Annotated in this window: 13 protein-coding genes and 1 pseudogene; 6 read left to right on the forward strand and 8 right to left on the reverse strand. The window is 63.1% G+C overall.

Translation table 11 applies throughout. The annotated features are described in order from the left end of the window. Window positions 1-80 precede the first annotated feature (80 nt). Entirely contained in the window at window positions 81-548 is a 468-nt protein-coding gene (locus tag P3T23_RS02525; protein ID WP_429314600.1) for a TIGR02594 family protein, read from the reverse strand. A 68-nt stretch (window positions 549-616) separates the two neighbouring features. Between P3T23_RS02525 and P3T23_RS02530 the strand changes: the two are divergent. Then, window positions 617-733 (forward strand): annotated as a pseudogene (locus tag P3T23_RS02530) (VOC family protein); the annotation flags it as partial. Window positions 734-802: 69 nt separating this feature from the next. Here P3T23_RS02530 and P3T23_RS02535 read toward each other — a convergent pair. Both P3T23_RS02535 and P3T23_RS02540 read right to left on the reverse strand, forming a co-directional pair. Next, window positions 803-1534, reverse strand: coding sequence for a hypothetical protein (locus P3T23_RS02535; RefSeq protein ID WP_429314601.1), 732 nt, complete (start codon window positions 1532-1534; stop codon window positions 803-805). An 88-nt stretch (window positions 1535-1622) separates the two neighbouring features. After that, a complete protein-coding gene (locus tag P3T23_RS02540) occupies window positions 1623-3038 on the reverse strand; it encodes an MFS transporter (protein ID WP_429314602.1) in 1416 nt (471 codons plus the stop codon). 429 nt (window positions 3039-3467) lie between these two features. Here P3T23_RS02540 and P3T23_RS02545 point away from each other — a divergent pair, with 429 nt between their 5' ends. After that, on the forward strand, window positions 3468-5393 hold the full coding sequence (locus tag P3T23_RS02545) for a potassium transporter Kup (RefSeq protein WP_429314603.1): 1926 nt from the start codon (window positions 3468-3470) through the stop codon (window positions 5391-5393). Between the two features lie 125 nt (window positions 5394-5518). Here P3T23_RS02545 and P3T23_RS02550 read toward each other — a convergent pair whose 3' ends face one another. Continuing rightward, a complete protein-coding gene (locus tag P3T23_RS02550; RefSeq protein ID WP_429314604.1) occupies window positions 5519-6814 on the reverse strand; it encodes an MFS transporter in 1296 nt (431 codons plus the stop codon). 242 nt (window positions 6815-7056) lie between these two features. Next, window positions 7057-8151 (reverse strand): tartrate dehydrogenase, encoded by a 1095-nt coding sequence (locus P3T23_RS02555; protein WP_429314605.1) that lies wholly within the window; start codon window positions 8149-8151, stop codon window positions 7057-7059. 113 nt (window positions 8152-8264) lie between these two features. Here P3T23_RS02555 and P3T23_RS02560 point away from each other — a divergent pair, with 113 nt between their 5' ends. After that, window positions 8265-9176 carry a LysR family transcriptional regulator gene (locus P3T23_RS02560; RefSeq protein WP_429314606.1) on the forward strand — a complete coding sequence of 304 codons (912 nt, stop codon included), beginning with the start codon at window positions 8265-8267 and terminating at the stop codon, window positions 9174-9176. 19 nt (window positions 9177-9195) lie between these two features. On the opposite strand, the gene P3T23_RS02565 is transcribed toward P3T23_RS02560, so the two are convergent. The 3 genes from P3T23_RS02565 to P3T23_RS02575 all read right to left on the reverse strand — a co-directional run bounded on the left by P3T23_RS02565 (window position 9196) and on the right by P3T23_RS02575 (window position 12223). Beyond that, entirely contained in the window at window positions 9196-9993 is a 798-nt protein-coding gene (locus tag P3T23_RS02565) for a hypothetical protein (protein WP_429314607.1), read from the reverse strand. Between the two features lie 126 nt (window positions 9994-10119). Further along, a complete protein-coding gene (locus P3T23_RS02570; protein WP_429314608.1) occupies window positions 10120-10410 on the reverse strand; it encodes a DUF3303 domain-containing protein in 291 nt (96 codons plus the stop codon). A 205-nt stretch (window positions 10411-10615) separates the two neighbouring features. Further along, window positions 10616-12223, reverse strand: a complete 1608-nt coding sequence (locus tag P3T23_RS02575) for an MFS transporter (RefSeq protein ID WP_429314609.1) — start codon at window positions 12221-12223, stop codon at window positions 10616-10618. Between the two features lie 366 nt (window positions 12224-12589). On the opposite strand from P3T23_RS02575, the gene P3T23_RS02580 reads away from it, so the two are divergent. From P3T23_RS02580 to P3T23_RS02590, 3 genes are all read left to right on the forward strand, one after another. After that, window positions 12590-13621 carry an ABC transporter substrate-binding protein gene (locus tag P3T23_RS02580; RefSeq protein WP_429314610.1) on the forward strand — a complete coding sequence of 344 codons (1032 nt, stop codon included), beginning with the start codon at window positions 12590-12592 and terminating at the stop codon, window positions 13619-13621. 592 nt (window positions 13622-14213) lie between these two features. Next, window positions 14214-14507, forward strand: coding sequence for a GYD domain-containing protein (locus P3T23_RS02585; protein ID WP_429314611.1), 294 nt, complete (start codon window positions 14214-14216; stop codon window positions 14505-14507). A gap of 139 nt (window positions 14508-14646) precedes the next feature. After that, on the forward strand, window positions 14647-15414 hold the full coding sequence (locus tag P3T23_RS02590; protein WP_429314612.1) for a pentapeptide repeat-containing protein: 768 nt from the start codon (window positions 14647-14649) through the stop codon (window positions 15412-15414). The last annotated feature ends 11 nt before the right edge of the window (window positions 15415-15425 follow it).

The raw sequence follows: 15425 nt of genomic DNA on the forward strand, positions 1-15425 counted from the left end.
CTCGCTGGCTGATGGGCCAGGCTGCGATGCTGTTCCGATGATCCCCGGATCATGGGCAGACCGCAACCCCACAGCGCCCGTCATCGCCGCTCGAACGACGACGCGTCAGGCCATCGATATCCGAGGACCCGGGTGCGGGCATAGGCGAGTTCGCGAACTTCCTGCCGCTGGTTTCCGCCGAACAGATAGATATATTCGGCGTCGTGCCGAAGATAGAAGCCGACGTGTCCCTTCCAGCTTGAGCGATGGTCTCGCGTCAGCACAACAATGCACCCATACACGGGGTTGTCGAGGCTCACTCCCCAATCAAGCCACGAACGGGCCAAAGCAGAGCCTGTCCCCCGGATTCCGACATTGACGAGACACCAGTTGATAAACGACGAACACCATGAAACCTTGTCGTCGTAACCTGCAAGATTGGTCTGACTGTTGTACTCGACGATGCGAGGGTTGCTTTCGCCCGGGCCAAAGCGCCTCACACCATGCTCGGCGATGGCAATGGGCATCCAGGCTGCTGCGGCCGGCTCTGCAATCCTGCTAGCGCTCATTTGTCGATCCATCGTGTGGCACCATCATGTCTTGCTGTTCACTCTTACGCGTCGCAGGGTTGATTTTGTGCGACGGGCCACCCGGCTTGAGGACTCGATATCATCCGCATTACTACGGCGCGTATTTTCGCGATCCAGATGGAAACAAGATCTGCGTATGTTGCCATGATCCGATACAAACGTGACGTCGAGCGCTCCTGACAGGACACTCTGGAAAGATCTTGAGAAGAGCTGATTCCGGACGTGCGGACCTTCTACGCGCCGCGCTGGCTTTCGTAGAAGTCGCGAAAGTCGGACACCGGCGCCTCCACCGCAAGAGCCTGAAGCGGGAAGCACCGGGCGATGTCGTCCATGTCAGCCTGACAGGACAGGCACGCTAAAAACGGCGCAACCATGCCTTGCCTGACTGCTCCATGCCGATCCAGAAATTGACCCCATAGCGGCAGATTGCGAAACCGTGGACCCGCTAGCCTGGCGCTCTCCAGATACGACGCCGGGAAAAGGCGCCGGTAGGCGGGAACGTTATACAGCCACGACACACCTGCAACCCGCAGTATTGCCGGCTGCGTACAATCGACATGCTGAAAAAGCGAGCGCAGTTCCTCCATCCGCGCCGCAAGGCACTTGATGTCTAGCGGAGAACGTCCCGTCGCTTCGGCATTCTGAAAGTGAAGGCGGATGTACCCGTCCGTGGATAACGCGTACGAGAAGCAGCCGAACGTCGCCACAATCGATGGTGGCGGTACATCGCACGGCCGTCTGAGGAAGAAGCGATAAGTCCAGCCGTCGATATCGTCCGTGTGTTGCAGGCCAGCCAGGTATTGCAGCCAGACCGGATGGTCGCGGTCGAATGCGCGGCCGAGGCCAAAGCGGACGTACAGGTTCGTGTAGTCGAGCAGCACCCGCGCGAGGGGTAGCCCGGACAAACGGACGACGTTTTGCGCGAACTGCAACTGAAGGTCGAAGAAAGCCTTGCTAAAGATCACGCGATCTCCCTTCACACCGAAGATGACGAACGGTCTCACCGCTCATCAGCGGCCGTATCGCCGAAGACCAAATATCCAGATTCCGCGGCTACCGTTTCGCATCGGTATCCACGCGCTTGCCGCGTGCAATCTCGTCGCCCGCATCGGGCGCGAGCCGCCTTGTCACCAGAATCGACGCGAACGAGAAGAGCCCCATTAGAACGAATGATGGCCAGAAATCGGACCATGTAATCGTCGGATGGCCATGCAATGCGCGTGTGACCTGCAATGCGATACCGCCCACGGTGACGCCAAGGCCAAGCGAAATCTGTTGCACGACGCTGCCAAGACTCGTCGCCCGGCCGACGTCGCGAGGTTCGATCTGTGCATAGGTCATCGAGTTCAGGCTCGTGAACTGCAGGGCAGGGAAGAAGCCGCCAAGCAGCACGACCAGCCAGATCACCGATGTCGGCGTACCCGGAAAGAAGGCGCCGCACGCCGCGATCGCGATACCGGAGAACGCCGCGTTATAGATCAACACGGTGCGAAAGCCGAAGCGATGCAGGACGCGCGCGGCCAGGGTGCGCATGAACATGCCGCCGAAGGCCGACGCGCACGTGATCAACCCCGACTGGAAAGCGCTCATGCCGAGCCCTTCCTGCAACACGAGCGGCAGCAGGAATGGCACTGCGCCGAGTCCGACCCGGAACAGCGACCCGCCAAGCACGCTCGCCTGGAAGGTAGGCACGCGGAAAAACCGCAGATCGAGGAGTGGCCGCAACACGCGTCGCGCATACAGCACGTAGACGCCGAGCATCGCCGCGCCGCCGACTGTCATCGTCAGCGCCGTCGTGCCCGAAGCCAGTTCGCCGCCGACCAGCGACAGTCCCAGCAGAAACAGCGAGGCGCCGCCCGCCGACAGCACGAAGCCCGGCCAGTCGAGCGGTCCCGGATGCGGCTCATGTGTGTTCTTGATGTGCTTGCTGGCGAGGTAGATGCCGAGAATGCCGATCGGGATGTTGATGAAAAAAATCAGCCGCCAGTGCAGGTAGGTGGTGATGAAGCCGCCGAGCAGCGGACCCGCCGCCGGCCCGAGCATCGCGGGCACGCTCAGGTAGTTCATCGCGCGAATGAACTCCGAGCGCTCGACGACACGAAAGATGATGATGCGCCCCACCGGCACCATCATCGCGCCGCCGACGCCTTGCACGAAGCGCGCAAGCGTAAAGGTCATGAGCGAGGTAGATGCCGCGCACAACAGCGAACCCACGACGAAAATGCCGATCGCGGTGCGAAACACGGTGCGCGCGCCGAAGCGGTCTGCCAGCCAGCCGCACACTGGAATGAAGACGCCGAGCCCAAGTACGTAGCTGGTCACCGCAATCTTGAGCGTGACCGGATCGCGCCCGAACGCGCGCGCCATTTCGGGCAATGCCGTGACGATCACATTGGCATCTACGCTCTCCATGAACATCGCGCAGGCGACGATGACAGGAACGATGAAAGCCTTCAGGGCAAGCAGCATGAGCAGCAGGCGGCGACGGCCACGTGTGAGGAAGTGGCGATTATCACATCGAAGCCGCGCTTTTCGTCGACACATCGTGGTGTCTATGCGCGGTACATCGCGGCTGGTGCCCCGTACCAGCGAGAGAGACGCCAGTCGATCCGGGAGCGGGCGCCGCTCCGACCGGGCGCATCAGTCCGGGCCGTCGCCCGGTTGACGAGGGCATGGTGCAAATGGGGAATGCACATTCTCGTTTGCCATACAGCTTTTCCGGCGACGCTTCCCTATACTTCGATCAACGACGGATAGCAAAACCAGCAATCGCCCGACAATACAGGCGGCTTTCGGATGGTCTCAAGACCGGTCAGCAAGCCCGCGATCTTTGCTCCGCGCGTCAGAGGCCCGTACTGTGCCTTTGCCGGCGGAGGCGTAAGTCTGGAGGGAGGAGACATGGGACATCCTGCATCCGCGGCCTCTCACGCTGACCCTGTCGGTGAGCCGAGCCCCCATCGGCCGGCCGTCATGGGTCTGGCGCTGGCGGCCCTCGGCGTGGTCTACGGCGACATCGGCACCAGTCCGCTGTATACGCTGAAAACCGTATTCGACCCAGCCAACGGACTCCAGCTGAATGCCGCGAACGTGATCGGGATCGTCTCGCTCATCTTCTGGTCGCTGACGGTGGTCGTTTCCCTCAAATACGTGGCCCTCATCCTGCGCGCAAACAATCACGGCGAAGGGGGAATCATGGCGCTGCTGGCGCTGGCGGCATCGTCGGTGGCCAGCAAGCCGCGGCTGCGGCATACGCTTCTCGCCGTCGGGGTCATGGGGGCTGCGCTCTTTTACGGTGACGGGGTGATCACGCCGGCCATCTCGGTGCTGAGCGCGGTGGAAGGACTGGAGGTCGCGGCCCCCATGCTGAAGACCTATGTCATACCCGTTACGCTGGTGGCGCTGATTGCGCTGTTTCTGGCTCAAAGGCGTGGCACGGCAGGCATCGGTGCGGTGTTCGGCCCGATCATGGTGATCTGGTTCGTCGTCCTGGCCGTGGCAGGGATCGCCAACATCATGGACGCGCCGCACATCCTGAGGGCTCTCGATCCGTTTACGGGCCTTGCATTTTGCCTGCATCACCGCTGGCTCGCGTTCGTTGCATTGGGTGCGGTCGTGCTTTCGCTGACAGGGGCCGAGGCGCTGTATGCGGACATGGGCCATTTCGGCGCGCGTCCGATCCGGCTCACCTGGTTTGCGCTGGTGTTCCCGGCGCTCGCGTTGAACTACCTGGGTCAAGGCGCGCTGCTGATTGCCGATCCGTCCGCATTGCAGAACCCGTTTTACCGGCTGTTCCCGGCATGGACGCTCTATCCGATGGTCGTGCTGTCGACAGTTGCGACCGTGATTGCGTCGCAGGCGGTCATTTCAGGCGCCTACTCGATGACGCGCCAGGCGATGCAACTCGGGTTCCTGCCGCGGATGAACGTCATCTACACGTCGTCTAAGGAAATCGGCCAGATCTACGTCCCGAGCATCAACTGGACCCTGCTGATCGCCGTGGTGGCCGCCGTGCTTGGCTTCGGCTCGTCGACCGCGCTGGGATCGGCCTATGGCATCGCCGTCACCGGGACGATGCTCATCACCACGATGCTCACGTTCTTTGTCGTGCGTTATGCGTGGCATTACAACTGGCTGCTGTGTGTGTTCGCGACGGTGTTCTTCTTCGTGATCGACGGCATGTTTTTCTCGGCCAATCTCCTCAAGATCACCGACGGCGGCTGGTTCCCGCTGGTGATCGGGCTCGTCGCGTTCACGGTGATGGCCACCTGGGGGCGCGGCTGGGAGATGATGCTGTCCGAAGCGCGGGCAAGGGCCGGCACCACGCCGCTGAAGTCGTATCTCGACAGGCTGCTGGAGAATCCGCCTGCGCGCGTTCCGGGTACCGCGATTTTCATGTCGCCTGATCCGAACGCCGTACCGCATGCGCTCATCAACAACCTGATGCATAACCACGTGCTTCACGAGCGCGTCGTGTTCCTGACGGTGGCGAGTGCCCAGATTCCCTGGGTCGATGAACGCAATCGGGTAGCGGTGAAGCCGCTCGGCCGGGATTGCTACCAGGTGACGGTCACGTACGGCTTTATGGACGAAGTCGACCTGCCGCGCGAGCTGGCAACCTGCAAGACATACGGCATCGTATTCGAGCCGTCGCAGAGCTCCTGGTTCCTGAGCCGCGCGACCGTGGTGCCGAAGCACGGCAAGGGGATGGCGCTCTGGCGCGAGCGCCTGTTCGCCGTGATGCTGCATAACGTCGGCAATGTTGCCGCCTTTCTCAAACTGCCGACCAACCGGGTTATCGAACTCGGTGCCAGGGTTGAGATCTGAACCTCTGATGTGAGCTGACCGCGTTGCAATACGCGGCACGGAAACGAAAGGGCGCCGCATGCGGCGCCCTTCCTGTGCCAGTCCGATAGCCCGGCTCGTTCCGGCCTGAGGATTAGTCAGCCGGGCTACCGGGTGACTGCCGCTGCGCGATATCCCCGCCGCCCGATCATCAGCGTCAGCATGGCCGATACGGCCAGGCTGCCCGCAACGACATACAGGCCCGCCGCATAGCCGCCCGTCACCGACTTCAGCCAGCCGATCGCAAACGGCCCGACGAAGCCGCCAAGATTGCCGATCGAGTTGATCATCGCAATCCCTGCGGCCGCTCCCGCACCCGAGAGGAACGTGCTCGGCATGGCCCACAGCGGTGCCTTCGCGGCGCTGATCCCGACGTTCACGACGACCAGCGCCAGCACGACTTCGAACGCCGTCTGCGCAATGCCGGCGAAGGCGAGTCCGACGCCCGCCGCGACGCAGGGGATCACGACGTGCCACGTGCGTTCGCCCGTACGATCGGAATGGCGCGCCCACCACACCATGCCGACGACCGCAATCACGCTCGGAATCGCATTCAGTGCGCCCGTACCGAGCGAACTGAAGCCGAACTGCCGGATGATCAGCGGCGCCCACAGGCCGAGCGTATAAAGCCCGGCGGACGTGCCGAAATAGATCAACGCCAGCACCCAGACGCGCGGATCGCGAAGCGCATGCAGCGCGCCTTCGGCGTGTCCCGCTTCGGCTTGCCGGCTCGCGCGCTCTTCACGCAGCGTGTTGATGAGCCAGGCTTTTTCGTCGCTGGCGAGCCAGTTGGCCTTGTCGGGCGAATCCGTCAGCATTTTCAGCACGCAGAAGCCAAGCATGATCGCGGGAATCGCTTCGATGATGAAAAGCCATTGCCAGTCCTTCAGGCCAGCGATCGTCGGGATCTGCATCAGCGCGCCGGAGATCGGCGAACCGATGGCGGTCGACAGCGGCGCGGCCGCCATGAACGCCGCGGCCGCGAGCGCCCGCTGCCGTGCCGGAAACCATTGGCTGAGGTAAAGAATGATGCCGGGGAAGAAGCCCGCTTCAGCGACGCCGAGCAGAAAGCGCATCGTGTAGAAGGAATTCGGGCCGACCACGAATGCCGACGCTGCCGAGACCAGTCCCCATGTCACCATCACGCGGGCAATCCAGATGCGCGCGCCGACCTTGTGGAGGATCAGGTTCGACGGCACTTCGAAGAGGAAGTAGCCGAGAAAGAAGATGCCGCCGCCAAGGCCGAACATCGTCGGCGTGAGGCCGAGATCCTGGTTCATCGTGAGGGCTGCAAAGCCCACGTTCACCCGGTCAAGAAAACTGACGAAATAAAGCAGCATCACGAACGGCAAAATACGCCACGTGAGCTTGCGTACCACACGAGCCTGTAGATCGGTTGCCATGTCTGTCTCCATGTATCGGGCGCGAACCGGGTCGCGCGGTCGGCCACGATTTCGTCCGTGATGTGTCCATCCGGGGGTGTTCTTATCTGTGTCGCTTATCCGTGTCGCTCTGTCGCTCATTCGTGTCGCTCATTCGTGTCGGTTACCCGCTGCGCGACAGGCGCGGCTGCGCGTGGCACCGCGACCTGCTCGACGGTTGACGATGCGACCCGCTGTTTCATTGACCTGTTGTAGCCAGCGGGTCACGCTGCCTGCGACGTCACCCCTGCGTGTGCCGCGATGTAGGCGCAAACGGCTTCGGTGACCTGGGCAGTGGTGGCCTTGCCGCCGAGGTCGCCGGTATGCAGTGCGGGGTCGGCGGTGACGCGTTCGATCGCGTCCATGACCGTGCGCGCGGCGCCCGCTTCGCCCAGGTGTTCGAGCAGCATCACCACCGACCAGAATGTGCCGACCGGATTGGCAAGACCCTTGCCCATGATGTCGAAGGCCGAGCCGTGAATCGGTTCGAACATCGACGGATAGCGGCGTTCCGGATCGAGGTTCGCGGTCGGCGCAATGCCGAGGCTGCCCGCCAGTGCCGCGGCGAGGTCGCTGAGGATGTCGGCATGCAGGTTGGTCGCGACGATCGTGTCGAGCGTGGCGGGACGATTCACCATGCGCGCCGTCGCGGCATCGACGAGTTCCTTGTCCCACTTCACGTCCGGGAATTCTTTCGAGACCTGCAGTGCAATCTCATCCCACATCACCATCGCGTGGCGTTGCGCGTTGCTTTTCGTGACCACCGTCAGCAGCTTGCGGGGACGCGACTGCGCGAGCCGGAAAGCGAAGCGAAGAATCCGCTCGACGCCGGCGCGCGTCATGATCGACACGTCGGTGGCGACTTCAATTGGATGCCCCTGATGCGCGCGCCCGCCGACGCCGGAATATTCGCCTTCCGAGTTTTCGCGGACGATCACCCAGTCGAGATCCTTCGGGCCACAGCGTTTGAGGGGCGCGTCGATGCCGGGCAGGATGCGGGTCGGGCGCACGTTCGCGTATTGATCGAAGCCCTGGCAGATCTTCAGGCGTAGACCCCATAGCGTGATGTGATCGGGAATGTGCGGATCGCCTGCCGAGCCGAACAGGATGGCGTCTTTGTCGCGGATCGCGTCGAGGCCGTCGGCGGGCATCATCACGCCGTGTTCGCGGTAGTAGTCGCCGCCCCAGTCGAAGTTTTCGAACTCGAAGCGGAACGTGCCACTGTGCTTCGCGAGGGTTTCAAGAACCTGCTGGCCTGCGGGCACGACTTCCTTGCCGATGCCGTCGCCGGGAATGGTTGCGATGCGCCAGGTTTTCATCGTGTTGTCTCCGGTATTGATGAACGTTGGGCTTATCCTGAACCACAATCGCACTCAAGGAACGCTGCTAGACTTAAACCGTCTTTAACTTCAGGTTAACGGTCAGGGCCGCCATGATGTCCCCGATTCAACCCGACGACCTCGGGTTTTTCTCTGTGCTGGCGGGCTGCGCGAGCCTTAGCGCCGCGGCGCGCGAGCTGGGTCTGTCCACCGCCGCCGTCAGCAAACATCTGTCGCAGATGGAGGCGCGCACGGGCGTGGCGCTGGTGAACCGGACCACGCGGCGCATGAGTCTGACGCCGGAAGGCGAGCTGTACCTGACGCGCGCGCGCCGGATTCTCGGCGAGATGGACGAGCTTGCCCAACTGCTCGGCGGCGCGCGCGCGGCGCCGCAGGGCCTGCTCAGAGTCAACGCGACGCTTGGCTTCGGGCGAAGTCACGTTGCGCCGGTGATCTCGCGCTTCGTGCGGAAGTTTCCGGAGGTGGATGTGCAGTTGCAGCTATCGGTGGACCCGCCGCCGCCAAGCGACGACGCGTACGATGTCTGCATCCGCTTCGGCGAGCCGCCGGATGCGCGTGTGATTGCGCGGAGGATCGCGCCGAACCGAAGGTTGCTGTGCGCGGCGCCCGCGTATCTGGCCAGACGGGCCGCGCCGAAAAGTCCGCAGGACCTCGCCCGGCACAATTGCATCGGCATCCGGCAGGGCGACGACGGCTATGGCGTCTGGCGCCTCACCAGCGGGCGCGGCTTGGGGGAAAAGACTGAGACGGTCCGCGTGCGGGGCAACCTGACGACCAACGATGGCGAAATCGCGGTGAAGTGGGCGCTCGATGGCCACGGCGTCCTGATGCGCGCGGAGTGGGATATCGCCGGCTATCTGCGCTCGGGACAGCTTGTGCATGTGCTGCCGGACTACCGGACGCCAGGCGCCGATATCTACGCGGTCTACCCGCAGCACCTGCAAATGTCCGCGCGGGTCAGGGTCTTCGTCGACTTTCTGGAAGCGGCGCTGGGCGAGCGATAGCGCACCTCGCCCGAAGCGCTCAAGCCTGCGCCGCTTCATCCGGTCCAGGCACCGCAAAGCGTTCGTGCAGTGCGACGAGTTGATCGTCGGTCGTGGCCACCAGCCACAGACGCGCCTGATCCACCATGAGCCGGTTATGGTCCTTCAGCGGACCCAGGCCGCCAGCCTGCTTCCACACCACCGGCGCGACCCGGCTTGTCCTGCCCGAAGGCGCGCCCACCAGCAAGGCGTAAGGTCCAAGCGGCAGCGAAACGTAAGGCAGCGCGGGACTCGTGCGCACCCGCCAGTCGATGAACGGCGCGTCGCCGAACAGGAGCGGTGCCGGCAAGCCGTAAAGCACGGTGAAGTCATAGAGCGCCAGCTGTTCGCGCATGCCTCCATACATACGACGGATATCGCCGACAACCGCGGCATGGATCTCATCGTCGAACATGGCTTCTGCCGAGTAGAGCGCAAGCGCCTGCCGCGCATCGTGCTGATAGGCGCTGCAAACGCCGAGCTCGACACAGTCCTGCACCGCGCGCTGAACTTCGGCGGCCGAGCCTGCGTCGTCGGGCTTGCCTGACTGGGCCGCGCGCAGGAAGCGCGCGAGTCCCGCCTCGTGGACCGCGGGGGCCGGCGGCTGCGCATCGTCGACGGCATCCTTGCCGAGCGGCACGTAGAGGTATTTTTCTGCGGCGAAACGCGATTTCTTGCCTTCGTCGAATCCGACTTCGCCGTCCGTGCAGTCGAGATAACGTGTCCCGATCCGGCCATGCTCCCAGACGTAGTTCTTGAGGAAAGGGCGCAACGGATGCAGTGTTTCTTGCTCGGTCATGCAAAGCTCCAGTGCCTCAGTATCGCTCCAGGGTACTGCGTGTTGCTCCCCATGCGCAAGTGCACAATGATGCAGCGCGCCGCGGTGTTGCAGGCGCGCTGCCAGGAAGCGTTGTCTCCGCCGCCGTCATGCCTGCTTCGATGCCGTCTGATGGGCGGCCAGCGCCGCGCCCAGTTCCTCGTCGCTCAAGGCGGGTGCGGTCGTGAACCTGAACAGGTCGCCCCATTCGAGGACCCAGGCTGCGAGCGCGCTGGCGTCCGTCGCCTCGACGATCGCCACGCCCGACAGCTTGCCGATCGCGTGCCAGCGGCCCAGCATCGTGACGTTCTCCGGCGGACGGCCGCCGGTCTTCATGAAGCGCTCGATTGCAGTCGGTTGCGCGGCTGGATCGCCGTCCCATTGAACGATGAACTTCATTGCAGACCTCCTTCGCATGGCGATGGCCGTTCGTGGCATGCGGCCAACGTCGCAGGCGCCGCAGTGAGGCGGCGCGCCGGCGCCCTGTACCGTTGTGGAAAGGATTGCGTTATCCGCGATCGGCGTGAGACCACGAGGCGTTCCCACCCATGATAGGTGACGCCGCGCGCGATACCCCTCACCATCCGCCTGGCTGCGCTTTCCGCTACGGAGCGCCGGGCTGGTTGTCGCGCACGTCGGCTTCAGCGTGGCCGACCCGCACCGGCGGCACGAACCAGGCAAGGCACAGGCCGGCTAACGCCGCAGCGGTGGCAAGGGCGAGGCCGATATGAATCGACGACACCAGCGTGTTGCGGGCCGAGTTCATCATCGCATCACCGGCATGACCCGCGTTGATCAGCCGCTCGATCAACGCGGCCTGTTCGGCGCGGTCGATCAGCAGTTCCGGACTCGCGAACGACTTGAACCACTGCGTCGCCTGATATGAATCCAGAGAGCGATGCACGCCCATCGTGTACAGATGACCCAGCACCGCACCGGTCATCACCGTGCCGAGCATCCCGCCGAATGTTCGAAGCGATTGCAGCAACGCAGTGGCCGCGCCGATATGATCGCGCGGGACGATCTGCTGCGAAAAGATCGTCAGGTTGGCCGCGACGAGGCCAAGACCGAGTCCACTCGCGCCCATGCATGACATCCAGACGAAATGAGGCTCCGTGCCGTTCAGCGCGACGAGGCACAGGCAGGCGAGCGCGAACAGCCCAAAGCCCACGTACACGATCGCATTCGCTCGCCGCACGCGTGTGACGATCCGGTTGTTCAGCACACTGCCGACAGTCGTGCCGAGCAGCAGCGGGGTGATCAGCATGCCGGAGTCGTGCGGGGACATCGCGTAGCCGCCCTGGAACAACAGCGGGACGTAGAACACCAGCGAGAACAGGGCGAACCCGCCCAGTACCGCCATCGCAAAGAGCGCAGCCAGCCGTCGGTCGAGCAGCATGTCGACGGGCACGATCGGGTAGCTCATGCGCTTTTCCCAGAGCAGCAATATCAGCGCGCAGGCGAGGGTGACAGCGCCCAGCACGATCGTCGGCCGGCTGATTCCCTCCTTCGGGAACAGTTCGATCAGCAGTTGCAGCGCGCCGAAGGTCACAGCGAGTACGCACGCGCCGAGCCAGTCGAGCTGGACAGGGCCGCCCCCGCGCTCGTGGCGCAGGTGCGGCAGGAAGCGCAGCACGAAGAGCAGGGACACGACGCCGATCGGCACGTTGACGAAGAACACGAGACGCCAGCCGCCGTACTGGGTCAGCATGCCGCCCAGCGTCGGCCCGACGATGTTCGCGACACCAAACGCCGTCGAAACGAACACGAGCCATCGCAGGCGCAGCCTCGCATCGGGGAACAGGTCGGCCACGGTGGCGAACATCGTGCCGATCAGGATGCCGCCACCGATGCCCTGCAGACCACGCGCAATCACTAGGAACAACATGTTGGTGGCCATGCCGCACAACACCGAGGCGACGGTAAAGACGACGATTGCCGCGACCAGAAAAGGCTTTCGTCCGAAGATGTCGCCCAGCCGGCCGAAAATGGGAATCGTGATGACCGACGCGAGCATGTAGGCCGTGGCGACCCACGCGTACAGGTCGAAGCCCCTGAGATCGGCAACGATTCGCGGCAGCGCGGTGCCGACGATGGTCTGGTCAAGCGCCACGAGCATCGCCACGAAGGCCACGCCCAGCATGGCCATCAGCGATTCGCGAAAGGGCAGCAGTTGCCTGTCTGGATCGAAGGCCGTGATGCCGGGAGTCATGGCGTACTCGGCGGAATGTCAGGGGCGGCCGGTCGCGATCGACCGGCTGGCGAGCCGGCGTGGCCGGCCCCCTGACTGTCGCACCACCGCATAAAAGCGGCAAGCCATTTGATGCGCAATAGAATGGCGCCGGCATCGTCTGATCAATGATCAAAACGTACTCGACACTGCGGCCGCGCGCGGGCGACTTTTCGGTACACACCGTTTCGTCACGAAGCCCGTAGAAACCCGAAGTTGAGTCTGGCTCATACCCGGGATCACTAAACATCGATTCATCGGCCGGTTGGGCGGGCAGCACAATCGCGATGCTCGCCTCGTCATGCGAGTCACCCAAAAGACGTTTAGACAGGAAGGAGACATCTGGTCATGCGATTCAGACAAATTCGGGCGGCCTGCGTCGCCATCGCGTTGCTTGCGGCGGGCACGGCTCACGCAGCCGGCAACTGGTGCAGTTCCGGCAAGACGGTGCACTTCGCCGGGATCACGTGGGAAAGCGGATCGTTCGCGACCGAGGTGCTCCGGCAGATTCTCGAAAAGGGCTACGGCTGCAAGACCGACGTCGTGCCGGGCAGCACCGCGGCGACCGAAACGGCGCTCGCGCACAATGATTTGCAGGTCTGGGCCGAGCAGTGGACCGGTCGCAGCGAGATCACCGCGAAGGCGGTCTCGTCCGGCAGCGTCAAGCTGGTCGGCGATACGCTGCCTGGCGGCACGAAAGAAGGCTGGTTCGTTCCCGACTATGTGGTGAAAGGCGATCCCGCGCGCGGCATCAAGCCGCTGGCGCCCGGGCTCGTTTCGGTTGCGGACCTGCCGAAGTACAAAAACGTCTTCGTGGATGACGAAGAGCCGAACAAGGGACGCTTTCTCAACTGCCCGAGCGGCTGGGATTGCGAACGCGTGAACACGCGTCTTCTGAAGGTGCTCAAGCTGGACGATTCATACACGAATTTCCGGCCCGGCACGGGCGCCGCGCTCGATGCGGCGATCGCGTCCGCCTACACGCGTGGCAAGCCGATTCTCTTCTACTACTGGGGACCGGCCGCGCTGATGGCGAAGTACAAGCTCACCGAGCTGAAAATGCCGCCGTTCAACGACGCGTGCTGGCAGACGCTGCGCGACGAAAGCAGCACGCAGCAATGCGCGTCGTCGTATATGGTGTCGCACGTAACGGTGGGCGCATCGACACCGTTCTACAACGCCGAGCCTGACCTGATGACGCTCTTCACGAAGGTCCACTTTCCGATGGACTTCCTGAACGCGACCATCCTCGACATGAGCGTAAAGAAGCTCGACGCCCAGACGATGGCAAGCCAGTTCATGCGCGCTCATCCGGAGATGTGGAAACAGTGGGTGCCGGCAGATGTCGCGTCGAAAATCCAGGCGGGTTTGACCAGCTGAGATCAGCACTACGGCCAAGGGCCAACGGCCCGTCACGGCGATCGATGCCGTGACGGGCCGTTGGCCGTTTACGTCCGGGATCATACGATTAAGGAAAACCATAATAGCGCGCCGCATAGAAGCGACTAGACTGTAACCAAACGTAACTAAGTGTGTCCAAACGATAACTATACGGGGATAACACACGGGGCCAAAGTCGTTGGAGACGACCAAGTAGACGCGGCTCACAGAAGTCGCGCGCGTTAGGGGGTAGGTGGCCGCAGGCATACTGCGGCCATTTTTTTGCGCTGGCTTTCTGTCGTCTGCCGGTGGTTCATGAGGGCGCCGCGCTTCGCCCGGCAGTCGCCGTGATCTATCTCAATCCTGCCGCCGATCGGTCACGTTGCCGCACCAGCGGCTTCCTATACTTCAAGTCACCTAGCTCCCGATTCTCATGTTGAAGCTGGCTTGCCGGATTCGACTCGCCGAAATGGTTCGATCAGGTTTTTGGAGCACTGACCCCGCACGACGTCATGCCTGGCCGGTGTAGTTCGGTCCGTGCTGCATGCCCGGATGGGCGTGGAACATGGCCATACTTTTGTGAGAGGACGACATGGCTACATACATTCAGTTGGTTAACTGGACGGATCAGGGTGCCCGCACGTCAAAGGACACCATCAAGCGGGCAAAGGCGTTCCAGGAGGTCGCGGGTTCAATGGGCGTCAAGGTGAACAGCCTGTTCTGGACGCTCGGTCAGTACGACCTCGTGATTGCGGTCGACGCCCCTGACGATGAGACGGTGACGCGCCTCGGATTGGTGCTGGCGCAACTGGGCAATGTGCGCACCTCGACCATGCGCGCATTTGGCGAGACGGAAATGGCGCGTATTATCGACGGCCTGAAATAACCCTTGACTGCCTGCTCCGGCATCGACGGACATCCGCTGAGCGGAGATCCGGAGCATTCGGGCAGGCAGCCTTTAGAATGGTTCCTGTCACCGAACGATGTGGCGCCCGATTCCGATGCGCCGCGCCCTCCAAACGACCATGAACCACGAACTTTTCCCGGCCTCGGAGCCGATCCAACCCGCGGTCCAACCGGAATCCCTCAGGGATGATCAAAGGCAATCGCCAGCGGACACCACCGTCGCATCGACAACCCTCGACCGTGCGCAGCTCGAGAAACTGCTTGCGGACGCGCCTCGTCCTGCGGTCTTCGAAGACTGCGATTTTGAACTGGCCGATCTTTCGCGGCTTGACCTGAGTGGCTGCCAGTTCACGCGCTGCTCGTTCGTCGAAGTGTCGTTTTTCGGGGCCACGCTGTCGGGAACCCAGTGGCGCAACTGTCGCGCCAGGCAGGCAGACTTCGGCTCTGCCGACCTGCACGACGCCAGCTTTCGCGCCTGCGACCTCAACAACACGAACTGGCGCCGCGCCAAGCTGGCGTCAGTGTCGTTCCGGGAAAGCAAGCTCACGGGGGCCAGCTTCGAACAGACGTCGACGCTGGGCCTGCAGTTCTTCGAATGTCTGCTGATTGGCGCCGATCTGCGCGGCATCTCGTTCAGGAAAGCGACGCTGGAACGGCTGGATTTCTCCGATGCCGACCTCGGGGGTGCCGACTTTCGCGATGCGGTTTTCGAGGGCGGCAGCCTGCGCGATGCGAACCTCAAGAATGCGCGCTTTGCGGGCGCCGATCTGCGCGACGCAGACCTGGGCGGTCTGCGGCTCACCGATGCCGCGCAGTTTCAGGGCGCCACCATCTCTCACGCGCAGGCTGCGCTGCTGGTGGCGGAACTCGGATTGCGGGTCGCGTAAGCGCCGCACCT

It is taken from the genome of Paraburkholderia sp. GAS448 (assembly GCF_050435685.1).
Classification (GTDB): domain Bacteria; phylum Pseudomonadota; class Gammaproteobacteria; order Burkholderiales; family Burkholderiaceae; genus Paraburkholderia.